The sequence below is a fragment of the Novosphingobium sp. UBA6272 genome, from assembly GCF_002440635.1.
Classification (GTDB): Bacteria; Pseudomonadota; Alphaproteobacteria; order Sphingomonadales; family Sphingomonadaceae; genus Novosphingobium.
In genome coordinates this window covers 14,035-33,537 of record NZ_DJUW01000022.1, presented here as the reverse complement: position 1 = coordinate 33,537, position 19,503 = coordinate 14,035, and the positions used below count along the sequence as shown (strand labels likewise).

The following is a 19,503-nucleotide window of genomic DNA, read 5'->3' as shown; positions in this document are numbered from 1 at the left end:
GCAATGAGTCCTGAGCCTAGATATGGGTATTGAGTTGGCAATCCATGCCCTTCTCAATGCCCAAAAGATCGTACGTAAGCAGATACAGCAAGGGACCATCCGCTCGTGGGGAAAAAGCTGAAAGTACTGGTTTCTTGCGGTTTCCGTGCAACAGAAAATTGACTCTCACAAAACCATTTTCCTACACACCCCCGCCTCGTGTAACGCTGTCCCTCCGCAGGGGAATCCAACAGGTTCTTGCACGAGGGTCCCTGCCCGATGTCTTCCTCTCCTCCTCCTCGCCCGTCCGGCGCTCCGCTGATCGGGGCGGCTTTTGTTGCGGTTGGCCGGGGGTCTTCGGGCCTTCGGGTGGACCCGGTTACCCCTCCACAATCGCCGGCGCATAACGGTACGTTAACAAGCCCTCCCCCTTCCCCTCCCGCTGGCGGGAGGGGGGAATGCGGAAGCGCGGGCTCTGCCGCGCTGTCTTGCACCTCCCCCCGCCCCTCGCGGCGCACTTCGCATGTCGCCTTTGCCGATCTGCCGCCCGATCCGGACGATCCGCTGCTGGGCTTTGCGCCCTATCTGCACAAGGCACCGCGGCGCAATTCGATCACGCCGGACCGGCAGCGGGCCTTTATCGCCTGTCTGGCGGCGACCGGGATCGTCACCCAGGCGGCGCGGCGGATCGGGGCTTCGCTCGAAGCGCTCTACCGGCTGCGGCACCAGCCGGGGGCGGAGCAGTTCTCTGCCGCGTGGGAGCAGGCGATCGACCGCGGGATCGCCCGGCTGGAGGATTGCGCGCTGGAGCGGGCGATCGAGGGGGAGGAACGCTTTCACGTGCGCGACGGGCAGGTGTTGGCGCGCTGGATCAAGTACGATACCGCGCTGCTGCGGTTCCTGCTGCAACAGCGCCGGACCGCGCGCTGGAATGCCGAGCTGGCCGCCTATGCCGCGCTCAAACCGGGCCATCCGGTCTATGACCGGCTGCGGACCGAGTGGGCGGGCGAGGACCAGCAGAGCCATCAGGAGGTGCTCGATTCGATCGACCGGATGATCGACGACATGCGCAACCGCAGCCTGGCCAATACCCCGCTGATCGAAAGCTGGGACGAGGAAGATGAAGACGAAGACGCGGACGGCGCGGACGGCGCGGAGGAGGCTTAGTGTGAGCGCCCCCCAAACGGGGATGGCCCGGCGCGGGGTTTGCGGTCAGATCAGGCGGACGGAGCCGGGCAGGCAGGACGCACCTCTGTCGGGTTTCGTGATTGCCGCCGGGGGGCCGCCATGCGCGACCGGCTGGTCAGCTCGGCGGCAATCATTTCGGGATGCTGGAGGTGGAGCAGCCGCCCGGCATCGGCGACCAGCCGCACCGTCATCCCCGGCCAGGCCTGCTCCAGCCGGGGCAGCGAATCCTCGGGCCGGTACATCGGGTCCTGCAGTCCGCACAGCACGGTGATGAAGCTGCCGTCGGCGATCGGCGGGATCAGCGCGCGCGGCTCGGCCATGCCCACCGCGGCGAGGCCGCGCCCGCCCTGCAGCGCGGCGAGGCGGTTGGCGTGGATGTGGGCACGCAGCATCTCCGGGTCGGCCAGCACCGCCTTGTCGGCCGCGCTGCCGCCGAGGAACTTGTCGATCAGCCGCTCGATCATCCGGTCGCTGACATGGTTGGCGAGCTGGTTGGCGAGCGGGACGATCAGCGCCGGGAGGCTGTAGAACACCCGCTTGTAGGCGCCCTGGATCCCGCTCATCCGGTGGTCGGTTGCGGGGGCCGGCTCGGGATTGGTGATCACCATCCGCTCGACCCGGCTGCGGTGATGGGCCAGCAGCCAGCCGACCGGCGAAGCTCCGCGCGCGATCACGTTGAACCGCTCTGCCCCCAGCGCGTCCGCCACGTCGAGCAGATCGAGCGCGGTCTGCTCGAAGTGGTTGCCTTCGATCATCTCGGTCATGCCAAAGCCGGGGCGGTCGATCGCGACCGGGCGCAGTCCGGCCGCCTGCAGCGCGGCGACATAGCTGCGCGGGAGGTAGCGGCTGGTGGTGGCGGTGTGGAGGTGGAAGGTCGGGATCCGGCCCGGCGGACCGTAGTCGGCAAAGGCGATCCGCCCGGGGCGGGTGGGGCGCGGCATCAGCCGGACCGGCTCGCTGCTTGCGGCAAGGTCAACCCCGCCGACCGCCTGCGCCGCCAGCATCCGCGCCGCCGCGCCGACCTGGGCTGAGATCGCCGCGAGCGCGGTGGCGTTGCCGACCCCCAGGGTGGCGTAAATCACCTTGAGCTCGCTCTTGACCGTCTCGACCGAGAGGCCGAGCTGGCGGGCCAGTTCGTCACGGGTCTGGCCCAGCGCGAACAGCCGGGCGATGCCGGCCTGGCGCGCGGTCAGGCCGAAGACCTCGCGCAGCGGCGCCTCGCTGGCCAGCTCGAGCGACTCGTCCAGCGCGCCCAGCTTGAGCGCGGCGCCGACCAGCGCGGGCTGGCGCGGGTGGCCGCTCTTGCCCAGCGCCGCCTTGAGCGCAGTGCGCGCGGTCTCGTAAGTCACCCCCTCGCGCCGCGCCGCTTCGCGCAGGGTACCGGACTGGGCCAGGCGGCAGACCAGCCGCTCCTCGCTGGGGGTCAGCCGGAACATGGAGCGGGCGCGGTTGAAGCGGTCCTGCCGGGGATCGAGCGCGGCGAGGCGCAGCGCGACATGGCCCGGCATCGCTCCATTTCCCCGCCCGGCCAGCCATCGCGCCACCATCGGCCAATGGGCATAGGGCCCGACCGGCAGCAGCAGCACCATAACCGGGCTCGCGTCTTGCGGGTGGAGGAAGCGGATCAGCGGGCGCTGGCCGGGATCGGGCAGTTCGCATTCCAGCTCGGCGCGCTCTTCGGGAGTGAACGCGGCGGGCCAGTCATCGCCCAGCGCGGCCGCAGCGGCATCGAACCCGCAGACCAGCCAGGCCTCGGCAAAGATCGCAACCGGGCGGAACGCGGTCGGCGCGGGGCTGTCACCCAGCGAGCTGTCCGCCGCCAGCGCAGTGTTGAGCGCCTGCTCCAGCTGCGCGAAATCGTCGGACAGCAGCCCGTGATCGGCGGTATCGGCCAACCTGCCCTGATCACCCTCGATCATGCGCGACCTGCGGTGCTCCTTGCCCCTGCCCTATAACTTGAACGACGGCCGCTCGGCCAGCCTGGCGCGCCAGGCGGCGATTGCCGGGCGGCCTTCATTGACATCGACCTTGACCCAGCCGGCGAAATCGAGCGCCACCCCGGCAGTGATATCGGCCAGGCTGAAGCCATCGGTAGCCACCCAGTCGCGACCGCTCATATGCGCTTCGAACCGGTCGAGGAAGTGGAGCAGACGCGCCCGGCCGCGCTCGGCCAGCTCGGGGATCTGGGCATAATTGTGCGGCCCCGGCAGGGCGCGGTCCTTCATGCCCTTGGCGGTGTTGCGCAGCACTTCGGCGATCGCCATGAAGCACTCGCCCTCCAGCTTCGAGTTCCAGCTGGCCACCGCAGCCTTTTCCAGCGGCGTCGTGCCAAGCAGAGCCGGCGCCGGCTGCGCGGCTTCGGCCCAGGCGGCGATCCCGGCATTGTCGGTCAGCACCGCCCCGTCATCGAGCACCAGCACCGGCACCGTGCAGGCCGGATTGATCGCGCGGAATTCGGGGGTGAGCTGTTCGCCCTTCGACAGGTCGACGATCTTCACTTCGTGCGCGATGCCCTTCTCCGCCAGCACGATCCGGGCGCGGCGCGGACTGGGAGCGGGGGTGCAATCGTAAAACGTCGGCATGGCGCAATCTCCTTGTTCCGGCCGAGCCTAGCACGGTCGCGGCCCCGCGCCACTGCCGAGGGATGACGTTACGGAAAGCGCTTGACTCAAATGAGTCATGTTATACTATCACATTCAATCAAGCCATCGCTACGGCGCGACTCGGGCAAACCGGCCACCGGGCGATCTGACCACAAGGAGAGGATGCCATGGCCTACGCCGACGCCAACACCACCGGGCGCAAACTGGGGACCGGAGCGGTCGTTCTGCTGATCGAAGGCGGGCTGGCCGCCGCGCTGGTGATCGGCCTTGCCGCCAGCGGGACCATCACCCCGCCGACAATCATCGACACGTTTGACATCAAGGAACCGAAGCCCAAACCGGTCCCCCCGCCCCCGGTCGACAAGACAGTCAAGCAGGACAAGAGCGTGATCGATCGCCCCGATACCCAGATCAAGATCCCGCCCCAGCCCGGCACCACCGTCAACACGGGGGAGCTGACGACCAGCACCGGCAGCGAGGGGAACGACAGCCTGGGCGAAGTGGTCTTCCCGCGCGATCCCGATCCGGTCCCCTCGCCCGAGCCGCTGTTCAAGCCGAAGAGCGCATCGCCCAAGGGCCAGTGGAAGAATTGGGTGACCACCAATGACTATCCCACCCAGGAACTGCGGATGGAGCACGAAGGGGTGACCCGTTACCGCCTGAGCATCGACAGCAAGGGCCAGGTCACCGAATGCGCGGTCACCGCCAGCAGCGGCTTCTCCGGGCTCGACAAGGCAACCTGCGACACGGTCAAGCGCCGCGCCAAATTTGAACCCACCACCGATCAGACCGGCGCCCGCACCACAGGCAGCTTCTCGGGCTCGGTCAGCTGGCAGATCCCCAAGGAATGAGGCCTTGATCCTGCCAGCGCCCCGCCCGGCCCGAACCGGGCGGGGCATCTGGCTTGTAATCCGGCGGTCATCTGCGCATGGTCTGGCGTAGCAGCCGATGACTGATACACCCCACCCTTCATTTGCCCAGCTCGTGCGGGTTTCGGCGCGGATCGGTTGCCTCAGTTTTGGCGGGCCGGTTGGCCAGATCGCGCTGATGCACCGCGAATTCGTCGAGGAACTCGGCTGGATCGAGGAGGATGAGTACCTCCACGCGCTCAATTTCTGCCACCTGCTGCCCGGGCCCGAGGCGCAGCAGCTCGCTACCTGGATCGGCTGGAAGCTGCACGGCACCAAAGGCGGGCTGGCCGCAGGACTGCTGTTCGTTATCCCGGGAGCACTGACGATCCTCGCGCTGTCGGTGCTCTATGGCTACGCCGCGCGGCTCGACTGGTTCGCGGCGCTGTTCCTGGGGATCAAGGCGGCGGTGCTGGCGATCATCGTCCAGGCCTTGCTGCGGATTGCCGGGCGGACGCTGAATTCGCCGCTGAAGCGAACGATTGCGGCGGTTGCGTTTGTGGGTCTGGCGCTGTTCGCCCTGCCCTTCCCGCTGGTGGTGCTCGGTGCGGGATTGATCGGCGCCTTCGCAGCGGCGCGCAATCCGGCGCTGCTGGCGCTGAAGCCGCTTGGCAAGGCCCCGCCCACCGCCCCGCGCCCCTGGGGGCAGACGCTGCGCGCGATCTTGGTTGGCGGGGCGCTGTGGGCGGCGCCAATGGTGGCGGTATTCCTGCTGCTCGGTCCCGATCACGTGCTGTGGCAGATCGGCACGTTCTTTTCCAAGCTGGCGGTAGTGACCTTCGGCGGCGCCTATGCGGTGCTGGCCTATATGGCGCAGCAGGCAGTGCAGGATTTCGGCTGGCTGAGCGCAGGCGAAATGGCCGACGGGCTGGGCCTGGCCGAAACGACGCCGGGACCGCTGATCATGGTCACCCAATTCGTCGGCTATCTCGCCGCTTACCGCGCGCCGGAACCGTTCACGCCGCTGGTCGCCGGGATCATCGGCGCGGGCCTGACCACCTGGGTCACCTTCGCGCCGTGCTTCCTGTGGATCTTCGCGCTTGCCCCGTGGCTCGAGCGGCTTGAGCATGCCCAGCGACTGAAAGGCGCGCTCAGCGCGATCACGGCTGCGATTGTCGGGGTTATCGGCAGTCTGGCGCTGTGGTTTGCGCTGCATGTGCTGTTTGCCGAACTGAAGCGGGTGACACTCGGGCCGGCGGCCTTCGATTTGCCCTTGCTGACCAGTCTTGACTGGCGCGCGGCGCTGCTGGCTGCGCTTGCCGCCGGCCTGATCTTCGGCGCGAAATGGAGCGTGCTGCGGGTCCTGCCCATTGCCGCGCTGGGCGGTTTGGCGCTTTCGCTTCTCACCTGATTTTAACCCGGCACTGCTACCGCGCGGAGGAATCGCCAGAGGGAACTGGTCCATGCTTGCCGACGTCTTTCCGCCCGAAACCCGCGAAGCCTTTGCCGCGGCCTATCCGGCCAGCCCGGCCAAGCTGAAGCACAACCTGCTGGGCCATCCGCTGCTGACCATCGATGCGCTGGCCGATCTGGCCGAAGCGCTACCGGCGCACGAGATCGAGTACAATCCGGGCCAGTTGCCGATCGGGATCCGGCCCGAGGACGTGCCGAAGAGCGACCTGACCGTCACCGAGACGATCCGCAACATTGGCCAGGCCGGATCATGGGTGGCGCTCAAGCGGATCGAGCAGGCCCCGGCTTACCGCGACTTGCTCCACTCGGTGCTGGGCCAGCTGGCTGACATCGTCGAACCGCGAACCGGGGCGATGATGCAGCTCGAAGGCTTCGTCTTCATCACCTCGCCCGGATCGGTCACCCCGCTCCACTTCGATCCTGAACACAACATCCTGCTGCAGGTGATGGGCCACAAGACCATGACCCTGTTCCCGGTCGAGGACGAGGCGATGTTTTCGGCCGATATCCACGAGCGCTATCACCTCGGCCTGCACCACCGCAACCTGACCTGGTTCGATGGCTATGCCGCAAAAGGCACCCCGATCCAGATCGGCCCGGGCGAGGCGATCCACGTGCCGGTAAAAGCGCCGCACTGGGTCCAGAATGGTGACGAACCTTCGGTTTCGCTCTCAATCACCTGGCGTTCGGACTGGTCCTACGCCGAGGCCGACGCCCGCGCCTTCAACCACATGCTGCGCAAGGTCGGCCTGCGCCCGGCCAGCCCCGGCCCGTTCCCGGCCCGCAACCGGGGCAAGGCGCTGGCCTGGCGGGCGATGCGGAAGCTGAAGGGCGCGGCCTAGATTATCCAGCCGCAAGCTGCATCGATCTCCCCCGTTCTTCGCGTAGCGACGCGCTGAGCTCTAACTCAGCCTTTGCATGTCAGCATTCTGCATATTTGCGATAAAAGCAGCCAGTCCGATCACGACAACTTACCGGACGTCGAAACGGAAGCTTTCGCCATCGTGGATGATCAACGAACTTTCACCATTGTGCCGAATATGGGCCAAAGCGTGCTTGCGACAGATTTGGTTAGAATTTATTGCGCGCATTATCCAACGACGGCGATGAGGATTTGCAAAGGCTAAACGCTCCGCTTCAAGAATGCTGGCGTAATGAGTCACGCGCAGTTCCTTGATTAGTAATATCCAGCGCCCATAGCCACTTCGCTCTTGACGCCGAAGGTTCTGGTAGGTCTCAATCTGATCTTCGCGATTATAGGTCATAATTGACTATTGCATTACCATGTTTGATTTCGCAACGTCCGCTTCACCCCAATTTCAGACACACATCCCATCCGATTCGAACACCCGAAATCGGACGGTCTGCTTGCACCTTCAACTGAGGCCTTGGCTAAGCCAGGCCGTCAGAGCCACCGTGGCAAGGCTCATTTGCCCCGCGCCTTGTCGCGGGCCTTGGCTTCGGCTTCGTCCGACTTGCGGTTGCGCTCTTTCTCGGCCTCGGTCGGCGCATAGTCGGAAGGGGCACGGATGTAGACCCCTGCCCCGGCCAGTTCGAGCAGATCGCTGCGGGCGCGCGGCGCGCGGTCGGCCGGAAGCTCGGGAGCCAGCGCGCGGGTATCGGCTTCCATCGTCACCACCCCGTCGCGCAGGGAAACCTTGCGGCGGAATTGATAGAGATCGCCGACCGTGCGGTCGACCGGCTCGCTGCCCTGCAGGCGGAAGCCCTTGCCGCCATAGGGCAGCTGAATCGTGACCTTGCTGGCCCACCAGTCGGGATAGGTGAAGGCGAAGGGGGCATCGGTGTTGATGTCACCCTCCCGCGCGATGTTGAAGCGCCAGCCGAGCCGCGAGCGATCGACTTCGTACCAGCGGGTGCCAAGGTCGGCGGTCCATTCCATCTGCGCAGTGCCGGTCATGGTCAGGACGAAGTCACCCGAATCGGGATCGGTGAAGGTGGCGACCTTGCCCGGCGCGATCGCATCGAAGCTTTCGCGCCACAGCTTGCGCAGTTCGCGGGTCCGCTCGGCCTGTGAGAAGCCGGCGAACTTCTGCCGCACGTCGGAAGCCACCGGCCCGGAAAAGCGCATCTCGGCCGTCGCCGGGGCCGGCACATCAAGCCCCTTGCTGGCATCGATCGACAGGGTCACCGAAGTAGCCGGGCGGGTCAGCGGATCGGGAACCAGGGCGACCAGGCCCGAGCCTTGCGCCGATACCGGCAGGCCATAGCGGTAGTTCGGCACCTCAAGCCGGTCGAGCTGCTCGTCGCCAAGCCGGGTGCCGTCGAGCCAGTAGCTCTTCCCGCCGATCTTCGCCTCGACGATCACGTGATCGAAAGCCTCCATCGAGGGCAGCCGCGCGCCGACCAGATCGCCTTCCTCGGTGTGGACCAGCACCGGACGGGCCTCGATCCCCAGCTCTTTCAGCAGCGCGACCAGCAGCACCGTCTTGCCCTTGCAATCGCCGAACCGGCGCGCCCAGGTCTGGTCGGCGGCGGCGGGCACGAAGCCGCCGGCGTTCATCCCCAGGAACAGGTAGCGGACCTGGCTCTGCACCAGCTTGAGCGCCAGTTCGGCGCGGCGCCGGGGATCCTGCGTCTGGGCCGCGATCTTGGCCGCTTCGGCCTTGATCGGACTGGCCGGGGCCAGGGCCGCGGCCTGCGCATAAAGCGGCGCGAACAGGCGCGAGACGGCGGGCCAGTCCTTGAACTCGGTCACCTCGACCGCGTTGACCACGGTGAAGCGGCGCGGGGCGTTCTCGGGCGCGCGCGGCGCGGTGCTGTCATAGATATCGGCAACCAGTTCGGTGCCTTGCGCGGTCTTCTTCAGCTTGGGCTGGAGGATCCCCGGGAAGGTCCGCCACTGGACCTGCTTGTCCTTGTCCCACAGCATCCGGACCCGGAACCGGCCAAAGGTCGCCCCGTCGCTGGGTCCGACCAGGTACTGGGCATGGCCCTGCATCGCCGGGTCCTTGCGCACCACCGAATAGGACAGTTCGACCACGTCACCGACCCGCAGATCCTCGGGCTGCATCGTCGCGGTCAACCGGCCGTCGAGCATCGCGCTTTCCATCCGGGTCTCGCGCTGGATCACCTTGATCCCGCTGCCATCGCCCAGCAGGTTGATCGGCTGGCCATCGCGCAGCACGCGGTACTTGTGGATCGTCAGCACCTCGAGGCTGGGGTCCCAATCGACCTTGAGCGTGCCCGAATCGAGCCCCTCGGCAGTGCCGATGATCCAGGCGACGCCGTAATAGGTAACCTCGTCATCCTTGTTGAACTTGACCTGGACATCGCCGAGCAGATCGATCGTCGCAGCGCCATCGGCGTCCTTGGGCGGCTTGGGCAAGGGCGCCACGTCAACCCAGGCCGGCGGCGCGCCAACCAGCGGGCGGGCGAAGTTCGTGGTCGGAGCGGCAGAACTGGAAGGCGCGGAAACCTGCGGGAACACGCTGCCCGGCGCATCGGCCAGGACCGTGGCCGGCAGCAGAGCCAGCAGCAGCGCAAGTTTCGGCAAACGCATCATTATCCCCTGACCGGCGCGAAGTGGCACCGCCAGATCAAGGCTTACGGATTTCGCGCGCGCTGTCGAGGGGGCACGATCACCCGGCGGGCGGCATCACCCGGCTGAGAAATTCGATCACCGCCGCGTTGAACTCGTCGTTCTTGTCGCCTGCGACCATGTGCCCCGCACCGCGAATATCGGCGATCTCGAGATGCGGGATCCGGCGGCGCAGGTCGGCCACGCCGTCTTCGTCGACAATGTCGCTCTTCATGCCGCGGACCAACAGGGTCGGAATCCGGTCGGTCCAGTCGGCCGCGTCGAGCAGGTCGAGCATGTGCCGAGGATCGGCGCGGGTATCGGTCATCATCCGCTGGTCCCAGTGCCAGCGATAGCGCCCGTCGGGATGATGCCGCAGGTTCTTGTTGAGCCCCGACAGGTCCTTGGGCCGGGGCCGTTCGGGATAATAGGCGCTGATCGCGTCGGCGGCTTCCTCGATGCTGGCAAAGCCATCGGGATTGGCCATCATGAAGCCGCGGATCTTGGCGACCCCCTTGGGCGACATCTTCGGCACGATATCGACCAGCACCAGCGCCGCCGGGTCCAGCCCGAGGCAGGCCGCCATCAGCGCGGTGATCCCGCCGAGCGAGGCCCCGACCAGGGCATAGGGCTGAGATCCTTGCGCGGTGACCTTGATCAGGTCCTGCGCGCGGGTGGTAATGCCGTAGTCGCCATCGGGCGACCAGTCGCTGTCGCCATGTCCGCGCAGGTCGTAATTGATCGCGAAGTACCCGGCGCTGGCGAGCTGCTGTTCGCACTTGTCCCACGAGTGCCGGGTCTGCCCGCCGCCATGGCCAAGCACCACCGTCGGCGCCCCGCGCCGCCCCGCGACATCGGCGGCAATTTCGACCCCGGGGGCCACGGGAATACGGATAGTCTCGCTGTGCATGGCCGGGACTTGGCCCGTCGCAGAGCGCCGGGTCAAGCACGAATTTAACCGGACGATTAATCGACCAGCTCGAAGTCTTCCTTCTCGCTGCCGCAGTCGGGGCAGTACCATTCCTCGGGGATGTCCTCGAACCGGGTCCCCGGCGCGATCCCCTCATCGGGGAGGCCCAGCGCTTCGTCATAGATCAGGCCGCAGTTGCGGCAGCGCCACTTGCGCATCTCAGTTCACCGTGAAGCGGATCGGCACGTGTTTGGGTCCGCAGACGAAGTTGGAGATCGTCCGTTCGCCCGGCCCGCTGAGCTCGACCGACTTCAAACGTTTGAACAGCTCCTCCCACAGGATCCGCATTTCCATCCGCGCCAGATGCTGACCCAGACAGACGTGGACGCCATAGCCGAAGGCGATCTGCGGGTTGCTTTCGCGGTCAATCCGGAACTCGAACGGATCGGTCCAGACCGCCTCGTCGCGGTTGGCCGACTGGTAGGACAGCATCAGCCAGTCCCCGGCCCTGATTGCCTGCCCGCCAATCTCGCAATCGCTGACCGCGCTGCGCATGAAGTGCTTGACCGGTACTTCCCAGCGGATCGATTCCTCGACGAAGGCGTTGATCCGGTTTGGATCGTCCTGCATCGCCTTCAGCAGCTGCGGCCGCTCGGCCAAGGCCCACATCGCACCGGCGGTGGTATTGCTGGTGGTGTCGTGCCCGGCCGTGGCAGCGATGATGTAATAGCCCATCAGCTGCCGGTGATTGAGGTATTCGCCGTCAACCTTGGCATTGGCGATCAGGCTGTTGATCTGATCGGTGGGATTGGCCCGGAACTTTTCAGTCACCGCCTTGAAATAGGTCTCCAGCTCCATCGTGGTTTCCCACAGGCTCTTGAGCATGTCCTCCGGGCTCAGCTCGGCGCGGGCGCGGTTGAGTTCGGGATCGGCGTTGTTGAACAGTTCCTGCGTCAGCTTGAGCATGAACGGCTCGTCTTCCTGCGGCACGCCCAGCACGGTCATGATCACCCGCAGCGGATAGAGGAACGCCACGTCCTGCGCGAAATCGACCTCGCCGTCGAAGCTCAGCATGTGATCGACGAATTCGCGGGCGATCCCCCGGATCGCGTCTTCCAGCGGCTTGATCGCGCGCGGGGTGACATGGGGAAAGACCACGCCGCGCAGCGCCTTGTGCTCTTGCCCGTCGAGCGAAACCAGGCTGCGGATCAGGTTGGGATCGCCGCCGGTCAGCATCTTGGTCCGCTCGGTCCCCTCGATCGTCGTCATGAAAGTCGATTTGTCGCCATTGTGGAAGATCTCGGGCTGGCGCTCGATCTCCTTGATGTCGGCATGGCGGCTGACCACCCAGAACGGCTCGATCCCTTCGAGCACGGCCTTGTCGAGCGGGTGCTGGCTGCGGATCTGCGCAAAGGCCGCATCCACTACCTCGCGGTTGGAATAGGCCTTGGGATCGATGATCGTGCGGGCAAGGTCTTCGGCAATGGTCACGGCAAACTCTCCATTGGTGCTTTTTGGGCTCCATGCCGGGATCGCCTCGCCCGATCCTTGCTTTCGATCAATTTGCTGACATTGATGTCAATAAACCCGGTGCAACAGCGACGCGCCGGAATTACTCCGGATCGACCGCGGATGATGTTGCCCACCTGCGATCAATTCGATAGCCTCCCCACTCCATGCTGCTAATCTGCCGGGACAATTCCGAAATGCGCAAGTTGCTTATCTCCGGCTTCTTATCCGTTCTTCTTGCCTTGCCTTTCGCACTGCCCGCCCAGACTCCGGCGACACCTGCCGAAGCTGCCGGCCGCCCCGCTGCGGTGCCGACCGCCGCTTTCACGCAGCGTTCCGGGCTCAGCGGAGTCAGCCTGTCGCCCAACGGCAGCAAGGTGGCGCTGCGCGCGGTCGACAAGGAGGGCAAGACCTACCTCAGCGTGCTCGATGCCGGCACGCGGGCTCCGCTGCACAACCTGGAAATGCCCGCGAAGCAGGAGATGGAATGGTTCCAATGGGCCGGCAACAACCGGATCCTCGTGTCGCTTTCGCAGGTCGGCCTGCTGTTCAAGGAAGAATACACCTACACCCGCCTGTTTGTCTTCGACCTTGCCACCGGCACCTTCACCTTCGTCGGCAAGCGCGACATGGGGATCGACGGGGACAGCGTGATCCATACTGATCCCGCCGGCGAATTCATCCTGCTGCTGATGCAGCGCACCATTGCCGACTATCCATCGGTCTGGCGTTTCCCGCTGGACGGCACGGCAGAAAAGGCCGGCAAGCAGGTGCAGGCGCCGCGCTATTATGTCTGGCGATGGTTCGCGGACGATGCGGGAGTTGTCCGCCTGGCCGTCGAAACGCTCGACAGCGGCAATCTGAAGATCATCTATCGGCGGACCGCAGACGAAGAATTCCGGACGGTCGCAACGGTTGACCGGGTCAAGAAGGACAAGCGCGGTACATGGCTGATGGCCGACCTGGCCGCCGGCAGCGATGAAGGCTGGGTGCTGGAACAGGACGACAACGAGCACTATGTGCTCAAGAAGGTCGATTTCTCGAACTTCACCAGCAAGGAAACGGTTGTCGCCAAGCCGGGTTCGGACGTTGAGGACGTCTGGTTCGATGACAATCATAAGCTCGTCGCAGCGTTCTGGTCCGACGACCGTGACCGGGTGCAATGGTTCGATCCGGGCATGCAAACGGCCCAGACCCGCCTCGAAAAGGCATTGAAGGGCACCGAAGTGACGATCGATGCGAAATCGCGCGATGGATCGCGGATGATCGTCTGGTCCGGGCGTGAGAATGATCCGGGCGCGTGGTATATCTATACGCCGGCGGCGAAGAAACTGGACCTGTTCTTCGCTGCACGCCCCCAGATCGATCCAGCCAAGATGGCGACGCCCAAGCCGATCAAGTACACCGCCCGCGATGGCCTTGAAATCCAGGGCATCCTGACTCTGCCGCCCGGCCGGACGGCGAGCGGCCTGCCGCTGATCATCATGCCGCATGGCGGCCCGTTCGGGGTGCATGATCAGCTGACTTTCGATAACCAGGCCCAGTTCCTGGCCAATCGCGGCTATGCCGTGCTCCAGCCCAATTTCCGCGGATCCAGCGGACGCGGCGATGATTATATCGACAAGGGCGAAGGCGAAGTCGGCCGCAAGATGCAGGACGATGTCGATGACGGAATGGACTGGGTGGTCAAGCAGGGGATCGCCGATCCCAAGCGGGTCTGCGTGGTCGGCGGATCCTATGGCGGCTATGCCGCGATGTGGGCCGTAATCCGCAACCCCGAACGCTATCGCTGCGCCGCCAGCTTTGCCGGGGTGACCGACTGGAACGCGCAGTTGCGCTACAGCGGCAACTACTTCTCCCGCGAAAGCCGTCGGGAACTTTCAAAGTCCTTCAAGGGCACCCGTCCCGGTTTCAACTTTGACGATGTCAGCCCGGCCAAGCAGGCCGCCAAGCTGACCCGGCCGCTCTTGTTGGTTCACGGCGAGCGCGATTTCCGGGTTCCGTTCAAGCAGTTCACGGCGATGAAATCGGCCGCCGCCGCTGCCGGAAAGCCGATCGAGGTGCTGGTCTTCCCCGATGAAGGCCACGGGTTCGACAAGGCCGAGAATGAGACCAAGTTCCTCGACACACTCGAAGCTTTCCTGACCCGGCACAACCCGGCCTATTGATCGCGGCATTGCCTGCTTGGCACGGGCGGTGCAACTTGCCGCAATGAATCGCCTGCTTCGCCTGTTCGCTGCGCTCGTTGCGCTTGCCCTTGCCGCCCCGGCGCTAGCCGACACGATCTATGTCCGCGCCGGGCATCTGATCGAGCCTTCCACCGGCGAAGTGCTGGCGGACCGGCTGATCCGGATCGAGGATGGCCGGGTCGCTGCCGTCACCGCCTGGGCCCCACCGCCCAAAGGCGCGCAGGTGATCGACTGGTCGGACTATTGGGTGCTGCCTGGACTGATCGACGCCCATGTCCACCTGGCCGACTATCTCCAGACCAGCAACCCGGCCGAGCCGCTGCTCCATTCGCCCGAGGAAACCGCCTATCTTGGCGCGCGCAACGCGCGGATCACGCTGGAGGCCGGGTTCACCACGGTCCACGATGTCGGATCCTACCGCGGCACCGGCAACATCGAGCTGCGCAACGCGATCTACCGCGGCGACGTGGTGGGGCCGCGGATCAATGCAGTGGGCGGCTATATCACCCGGCCCGGCGGCGGCGGCGAGGTGACCGGTCTGCCCAAGGGCATGGTCGTGCCGCCCGAAATGCGGATGGGCGTGGCCAGCGGCCCGGCCGAAGTGGCCGAGAAGGTCAACCTGCTGTTTGAAAAGGGCGCGGATTCGATCAAGCTGATCGCCACCGGCGCGGTCCTGACCGAGGGGACAGAACCGGGCCAGATCGAGCTTTCGGGCGAAGAAATCCGCGCCGCGGTCGACATGGCGGAGCGTCACGGATCATGGGTCACCGCGCACGCCCATGGTGCCGCCGGGATCAAGCTGGCGATCACGAACGGGGTGCGCGGGATCGAGCATGCCAGCCTGATCGACGACGAAGGCATCGCGCTCGCCAAGGCGCGCGGCACCTATCTGGTGATGGACGTCTACAACGGTGACTACATCGCCGAAGTTGGTCGCCGTGATGGCTGGTCGGCCGACATTCTGCGCAAGAACGACGAGACCACCGATGTCCAGCGCCAGGGCTTCACCAAGGCGGTCCGCGCCGGGGTGAAGGTGGTGTTCGGAACCGATGCCGGGGTCTTTCCCCACGGGCTCCAGGCCCGCCAGTTCCGGTACATGGTGAAATACGGGATGACCCCGCTGCAGGCGATCCAGTCTGCCACCACGGTAGCGGCGGAGTTCCTCGGCTGGAGCAGCCAGGTCGGCTCGCTCACCAACGGACGCTGGGCCGACATGATCGCGGTCAAAGGCAATCCGCTGAAGGATATTTCAGAGCTGGAGCGAGTCGAGCATGTGATGAAGGGTGGGTTTGTGGTGCGCTAGAACTGGTTAAGCCGTCAAAAACGCCACCAGCGCCTTGACCTTCTTTTGCCGCCACTGCGGGGTGGGGGCGACCAGCCAATAGCCGTGGCGGCTTTCAGCCACCTCGCCGAGCGCCTTGATCCGGCCGTTTTCCAGCCACGACTGCGCCAGCAGCACCGGCACGCGGGCCTTGCCCATTCCGGCAGCGGCGGCGGCGATGGCCTGACCGGCGTCACCGACCGAGAGCGGGGTGTTGTCGCAATCGTCGCCTTCGGGGCTGGTATCGCCAGGCCAGCTGATCCAGCAGCCCTCGCCCACGGTCACCCGCCCGCTTTCGCCCAGCGCAACGCCCTCAAGCTCGCCCGGCCCTTCGGCCCAGCGCACCGCAAGGTCGAGGTTGGCTTCGGTGAAGTCGGCGTCTTCATCAGAGACCAGGCTGAACCGCACTTCGGGATTGGCCTTGCGGAACCGGGCCAGCCGCGGGGCGAGCCAGGCAGCGAAGAATTCGCGCGGGGCGGCGATGGTATAGACGTGGCTCGATTGCCCGGCCTGCATCGCCCGCACCGCATCTTCGAAGTGGAGGAAGCCGGTGCGCAGCGCCTCAAGGCCCGCGCTCGCCTCCTCGGTGAGTTCCAGCCCCTTGGGGGTGCGGCGGAACAGCACCACGCCGAGCACGTCTTCCAGAGCGCGGATCTGCTGGCCGACCGCTGCGGGCGTCACCGCCAGTTCGTCGGCCGCGCGGGTGAACGACAAGTGCCGGGCGGCGGCATCGAAGACGCGCAGGGCGTTGAGAGGCAGATGGGTGCGCTTCATGGCCGGGCGTCTAGCCCGCCGTCGCGGGTGCGGCCAGCGGGAAGAACGGGATCTTGACCTCGAACGGCGAATTGTCTGCCCGGACGAAGGTATAATGCCCCTCCATCGAGCCCATCGGGGTGGTCAGCGGGCAGCCCGAGACATAGTCATGGCTCTGTCCCGGCTTAAGCACCGGGGTTTCGCCGACCACGCCCTCACCCTCGACGAAATTGACCATTCCGCGCCCGTCGGTGATCCGCCAGTGGCGCGTGGCGAGCTGGACAGTCTCGTCCGAGCCGTTCTCGATCCGGATGTGATAGACCCAGAACCAGCGCCCCGCCTCGATCTGCGACTGTTCGGGCAGAAAATTGACCGCGACGCGCACGGTGATGCCGTCAGTGATCGCGGCGTGCTGGAACAGTTCCTTCATTGGGCCAAGATAGCGGCTGCCCGGCCCAGATCAATGTCTGTTGGGGAATAGGAATGCGCAAATGTTGCGTGGCGGCGCTCGCGTGATAGCACCGCAGCCATGCCGCACAGTCTTCCCGTGACCGAACTGTTCCTGCTTGCGCTGATCATCATCTTCGCGCTGCCCTATGCGGTGTGGCGGCTGCTGCGGACCGATTACTGGGCCCCGCTGGTGGTGGTCCAGATCGTCGGCGGGATCGTGCTTGGCCCGGGCGTGCTGGGCGCGGTCTTTCCGGCCTATTACGAATTCGTGTTCACCCCGCCGGTGATCGGCGCGCTCAATGGAATTGCCTGGTGGGCGGTGATGCTGTTCGTCTTCGTTGCCGGGCTTGAGCTCGATCTGGAAGAAGCGTGGAAATGGCGCGGTGAAACCGGGCTGACCGCCGGCCTCGCGCTCGGCGTTCCGCTGGCGCTGGGCGCTGCGGCAGCGTGGCTGCTGCTGGAGCTGAGCGATCCGGCCGGCTGGATCGGCGCCAAGGGCCAGACCTGGCAGTTCATCGCCGGGGTCGGCATGGCCTGCGCGGTCACCGCGTTGCCGATCCTGATCCTGTTCATGCAGAAGCTGGAGATCCTGCGCACCGCCATGGGCCAGCGGATCCTGCGCTATGCCAGTCTTGATGATATCATGATCTGGGGCGTGCTCGCGCTGATCCTGCTCGATTGGGAGCGGGTCGGGCGGCAAGCGGCCTACCTGGCCGGCTTTGCCGTCGCGGTCTGGCTGGTCCGCAAGCTGATCGCCGCGATTCCCGAGCGGGACCGCTGGTACGTCGCGCTGGTCTGGCTCGCCGCCAACGGCTATCTCGCCGACTGGTCGGGGCTGCACTACATGGTCGGCGCATTCCTGGCCGGGGCGGCGCTTGATGCCAAATGGTTCGGGATCGAGAATATCGACCGCTTCCGCGATACGGTGTTGCTGGCCTTCATGCCGGTGTTCTTCCTCTCCACCGGCCTCCGGACCAGCTGGGACATGGGCGGAATTGCTGCCTTCGCCGCCGCTGCACTGCTGCTGGCAGCGATGGTAATCGGCAAGCTCGCCGGTGTCGGCCTCGCCGGCCGCCTGCTCGGTTGGGGCAAGGGCGAGGCCTGGGTGATCGGCTGGCTGCTGCAGACGAAGGCGCTGATCATGATAATCTTCGTCAACGTGCTGTTCGACAAGGCGATCATCACCAGCAGCGCCTTCACCGCCCTGCTGCTCGCAGCGATCGGCAGCACCATGCTGACCATCCCGGTGGTAAGCCCGGCGCTGAGGAAGCTGGAGGGACTGAAGGCTAAGGCAGGCTAGAATAGTTCACGCAAAGGCGCAGAGAAGAAAGTGGAGGCGCAGAGGGGTTGCTCTTCCGGCGAAGCCGCTACTTTCCTGTAAGGATGCGGTTTGCTGAGAGGTCAGAATTTCGAGAGAAGCCAGCGGCTTCGCCCAACATCTCTGCGCCTCTCTTTTCTTCTCTGCGCCTCTGCGTGAACCAATCAAAGCTGGCCGCTAACTCAGAGCCCGACCGCCTTCAGCGCCTGATCCAGATCCTCAATCACGTCATCCGGATCTTCCAGCCCGACGTTGAGCCGCAGCATCCCTTCGGTCACGCCCATTTCCTGCCGCGCCTCGGCGCTGACCGAGTAGTGCGTGGTCGAGGCATTGTGGCACATCAGGCTGCGCGAATCGCCGATGTTGTTGGAGATGTCGATCAGCTGCAGCGCATCGAGCAGGGCATGCGCCTGGGCCCGTCCGCCATCGAGTTCAAAGCTGAAGATCGATCCGGCGGCGTCCATTTGCTGCATCGCCAGATCGTGCTGCGGGTGGCTCGGCAGGCCGGGATGGTTGATCTTCGGCACCCGGCCTTCGAGGAACCGCCCGACCTTGAGCGAATTCTCGCTCTGCCGGCGGATCCGCAGATCCAGCGTCTCCAGCCCCTTCAGCACCACCCAGGCGTTGAACGGCGAGAGGTTGGGACCGGTATTGCGCTGGAACCACAGCAGCTTTTCATTGATGAATTCAGCGCTGCCCGAGACCGCGCCGGCCAGAACCCGGCCCTGCCCGTCCATCAGCTTGGTCGCCGAATAGGCCACCACATCGGCCCCCCATTCGATCGGGCGCTGCAAGGCAGGCGTGGCAAAGGCATTGTCGACCACCGAAGTGATCCCGCGCGATTTGGCCAGGTCACAGACGAATTTGAGGTCGACGACATCCATCGTCGGGTTGGCCGGAGTTTCGAAGAAGAACACCTTGGTATTGGGCTGGATCGCCGCTTCCCACTGGGCATTGTCGCGCGCGTCGATCGTCGTGGTGGTGATCCCGAAGCGCGGCAGCAGCTGGTCGACCAGCCAGCGGCACGAACCGAACGCTGCCCGGCCCGCCACCAAGTGATCGCCGGCCTGAAGCTGGCACAGCATCGCCGCGGTCATCGCCGCCATGCCCGATGCCTGGACCCGGCAGGCCTCGGCCCCGTCCATCAGCGCGATCCGCTCTTCCAGCATCGCCACGGTCGGGTTCTGCAGGCGCGAATAGGTCATCCCCGGATCTTCGCCGCGGAACCGCATTGCCGCGGTTTCGGCATTGTCATAGGCAAAGCCCGAAGTAAGGAAAATCGCCTCGCTCGTCTCGCCCATTTCGCTGCGCCAGGTCCCGCCGCGAACGGCCTGGGTGGCGGGGCGCCAGTTGCGGGTGATCGAGCGGTCTTGTCCGGTGGTGCGTTTCATGACGCCTGCGCTTTAGGCAGCGCCGCGTGACGG

17 protein-coding genes are annotated in these 19,503 nt (G+C 65.5%); 7 read left to right on the top strand and 10 right to left on the bottom strand.

Going from position 1 to position 19,503, the window contains the following annotated elements:
- The first annotated feature begins 348 nt into the window (after positions 1–348).
- Positions 349–1,146 (top strand): hypothetical protein, encoded by a 798-nt coding sequence (locus B2V17_RS10925; protein ID WP_292997556.1) that lies wholly within the window; start codon positions 349–351, stop codon positions 1,144–1,146.
- A gap of 50 nt (positions 1,147–1,196) precedes the next feature.
- On the opposite strand, the gene B2V17_RS10920 is transcribed toward B2V17_RS10925, so the two are convergent.
- Together B2V17_RS10920 and B2V17_RS10915 are read right to left on the bottom strand one after the other, a co-directional pair.
- On the bottom strand, positions 1,197–3,086 hold the full coding sequence (locus B2V17_RS10920; protein WP_292997554.1) for a LuxR C-terminal-related transcriptional regulator: 1,890 nt from the start codon (positions 3,084–3,086) through the stop codon (positions 1,197–1,199).
- Positions 3,087–3,116: 30 nt separating this feature from the next.
- A complete protein-coding gene (locus tag B2V17_RS10915; RefSeq protein WP_292997552.1) occupies positions 3,117–3,749 on the bottom strand; it encodes a glutathione S-transferase family protein in 633 nt (210 codons plus the stop codon).
- A gap of 188 nt (positions 3,750–3,937) precedes the next feature.
- On the opposite strand from B2V17_RS10915, the gene B2V17_RS10910 reads away from it, so the two are divergent.
- The 3 genes from B2V17_RS10910 (at position 3,938) to B2V17_RS10900 (ending at position 6,933) form a co-directional block, all read left to right on the top strand.
- Positions 3,938–4,621: an energy transducer TonB gene (locus B2V17_RS10910; protein ID WP_292997550.1), complete on the top strand. Its 684-nt coding sequence runs from the start codon at positions 3,938–3,940 to the stop codon at positions 4,619–4,621.
- A gap of 97 nt (positions 4,622–4,718) precedes the next feature.
- Entirely contained in the window at positions 4,719–6,029 is a 1,311-nt protein-coding gene (chrA, locus tag B2V17_RS10905) for a chromate efflux transporter (RefSeq protein ID WP_292997548.1), read from the top strand.
- Between the two features lie 52 nt (positions 6,030–6,081).
- Positions 6,082–6,933, top strand: a complete 852-nt coding sequence (locus B2V17_RS10900; protein WP_292997546.1) for a cupin-like domain-containing protein — start codon at positions 6,082–6,084, stop codon at positions 6,931–6,933.
- Positions 6,934–7,062: 129 nt separating this feature from the next.
- Here B2V17_RS10900 and B2V17_RS10895 read toward each other — a convergent pair whose 3' ends face one another.
- The 5 genes from B2V17_RS10895 to B2V17_RS10875 all read right to left on the bottom strand — a co-directional run bounded on the left by B2V17_RS10895 (position 7,063) and on the right by B2V17_RS10875 (position 12,030).
- On the bottom strand, positions 7,063–7,356 hold the full coding sequence (locus B2V17_RS10895) for a hypothetical protein (RefSeq protein WP_292997544.1): 294 nt from the start codon (positions 7,354–7,356) through the stop codon (positions 7,063–7,065).
- 161 nt (positions 7,357–7,517) lie between these two features.
- The gene (locus B2V17_RS10890) at positions 7,518–9,611 is read right to left on the bottom strand and encodes a DUF3857 domain-containing transglutaminase family protein (protein ID WP_292997542.1); all 2,094 of its coding nucleotides are present in this window, start codon (positions 9,609–9,611) and stop codon (positions 7,518–7,520) included.
- A gap of 79 nt (positions 9,612–9,690) precedes the next feature.
- The gene (locus tag B2V17_RS10885; RefSeq protein WP_292997540.1) at positions 9,691–10,539 is read right to left on the bottom strand and encodes an alpha/beta fold hydrolase; all 849 of its coding nucleotides are present in this window, start codon (positions 10,537–10,539) and stop codon (positions 9,691–9,693) included.
- A gap of 56 nt (positions 10,540–10,595) precedes the next feature.
- Positions 10,596–10,757 (bottom strand): rubredoxin, encoded by a 162-nt coding sequence (locus B2V17_RS10880; protein WP_292997538.1) that lies wholly within the window; start codon positions 10,755–10,757, stop codon positions 10,596–10,598.
- Between the two features lies 1 nt (position 10,758).
- Positions 10,759–12,030, bottom strand: a complete 1,272-nt coding sequence (locus tag B2V17_RS10875) for a cytochrome P450 (protein WP_292997536.1) — start codon at positions 12,028–12,030, stop codon at positions 10,759–10,761.
- A gap of 260 nt (positions 12,031–12,290) precedes the next feature.
- On the opposite strand from B2V17_RS10875, the gene B2V17_RS10870 reads away from it, so the two are divergent.
- On the top strand, positions 12,291–14,216 hold the full coding sequence (locus B2V17_RS10870; protein ID WP_292997534.1) for an alpha/beta hydrolase family protein: 1,926 nt from the start codon (positions 12,291–12,293) through the stop codon (positions 14,214–14,216).
- Positions 14,217–14,259: 43 nt separating this feature from the next.
- Positions 14,260–15,540, top strand: a complete 1,281-nt coding sequence (locus B2V17_RS10865) for a metal-dependent hydrolase family protein (protein ID WP_292997532.1) — start codon at positions 14,260–14,262, stop codon at positions 15,538–15,540.
- Positions 15,541–15,546: 6 nt separating this feature from the next.
- Here B2V17_RS10865 and B2V17_RS10860 read toward each other — a convergent pair whose 3' ends face one another.
- Positions 15,547–16,332 carry a LysR family transcriptional regulator gene (locus B2V17_RS10860; RefSeq protein ID WP_292997530.1) on the bottom strand — a complete coding sequence of 262 codons (786 nt, stop codon included), beginning with the start codon at positions 16,330–16,332 and terminating at the stop codon, positions 15,547–15,549.
- Between the two features lie 10 nt (positions 16,333–16,342).
- The gene (gene apaG / locus B2V17_RS10855; RefSeq protein ID WP_292997528.1) at positions 16,343–16,741 is read right to left on the bottom strand and encodes a Co2+/Mg2+ efflux protein ApaG; all 399 of its coding nucleotides are present in this window, start codon (positions 16,739–16,741) and stop codon (positions 16,343–16,345) included.
- A 99-nt stretch (positions 16,742–16,840) separates the two neighbouring features.
- Between apaG and B2V17_RS10850 the strand changes: the two genes are divergently transcribed.
- Positions 16,841–18,061: a cation:proton antiporter gene (locus B2V17_RS10850; protein WP_292997526.1), complete on the top strand. Its 1,221-nt coding sequence runs from the start codon at positions 16,841–16,843 to the stop codon at positions 18,059–18,061.
- Positions 18,062–18,261: 200 nt separating this feature from the next.
- Here the strand turns inward: B2V17_RS10850 and B2V17_RS10845 are convergent, their stop codons facing one another.
- Positions 18,262–19,470 (bottom strand): trans-sulfuration enzyme family protein, encoded by a 1,209-nt coding sequence (locus B2V17_RS10845; RefSeq protein WP_292997524.1) that lies wholly within the window; start codon positions 19,468–19,470, stop codon positions 18,262–18,264.
- Positions 19,471–19,503 lie beyond the last annotated feature (33 nt).

What these genes read in the sequence shown, in the direction of transcription:
- apaG (WP_292997528.1), bottom strand. Translation starts at nt 16,741, where the DNA reads ATGAAGGAACTGTTCCAGCACGCCGCGATCACTGACGGCATCACCGTG.
- B2V17_RS10865 (WP_292997532.1), top strand. Translation starts at nt 14,260, where the DNA reads ATGAATCGCCTGCTTCGCCTGTTCGCTGCGCTCGTTGCGCTTGCCCTT.
- B2V17_RS10915 (WP_292997552.1), bottom strand. Translation starts at nt 3,749, where the DNA reads ATGCCGACGTTTTACGATTGCACCCCCGCTCCCAGTCCGCGCCGCGCC.
- B2V17_RS10890 (WP_292997542.1), bottom strand. Translation starts at nt 9,611, where the DNA reads ATGCGTTTGCCGAAACTTGCGCTGCTGCTGGCTCTGCTGCCGGCCACG.
- B2V17_RS10880 (WP_292997538.1), bottom strand. Translation starts at nt 10,757, where the DNA reads ATGCGCAAGTGGCGCTGCCGCAACTGCGGCCTGATCTATGACGAAGCG.
- B2V17_RS10845 (WP_292997524.1), bottom strand. Translation starts at nt 19,470, where the DNA reads ATGAAACGCACCACCGGACAAGACCGCTCGATCACCCGCAACTGGCGC.
- B2V17_RS10900 (WP_292997546.1), top strand. Translation starts at nt 6,082, where the DNA reads ATGCTTGCCGACGTCTTTCCGCCCGAAACCCGCGAAGCCTTTGCCGCG.
- B2V17_RS10860 (WP_292997530.1), bottom strand. Translation starts at nt 16,332, where the DNA reads ATGAAGCGCACCCATCTGCCTCTCAACGCCCTGCGCGTCTTCGATGCC.
- B2V17_RS10895 (WP_292997544.1), bottom strand. Translation starts at nt 7,356, where the DNA reads ATGACCTATAATCGCGAAGATCAGATTGAGACCTACCAGAACCTTCGG.
- chrA (WP_292997548.1), top strand. Translation starts at nt 4,719, where the DNA reads ATGACTGATACACCCCACCCTTCATTTGCCCAGCTCGTGCGGGTTTCG.
- B2V17_RS10920 (WP_292997554.1), bottom strand. Translation starts at nt 3,086, where the DNA reads ATGATCGAGGGTGATCAGGGCAGGTTGGCCGATACCGCCGATCACGGG.
- B2V17_RS10910 (WP_292997550.1), top strand. Translation starts at nt 3,938, where the DNA reads ATGGCCTACGCCGACGCCAACACCACCGGGCGCAAACTGGGGACCGGA.
- B2V17_RS10850 (WP_292997526.1), top strand. Translation starts at nt 16,841, where the DNA reads ATGCCGCACAGTCTTCCCGTGACCGAACTGTTCCTGCTTGCGCTGATC.
- B2V17_RS10885 (WP_292997540.1), bottom strand. Translation starts at nt 10,539, where the DNA reads ATGCACAGCGAGACTATCCGTATTCCCGTGGCCCCCGGGGTCGAAATT.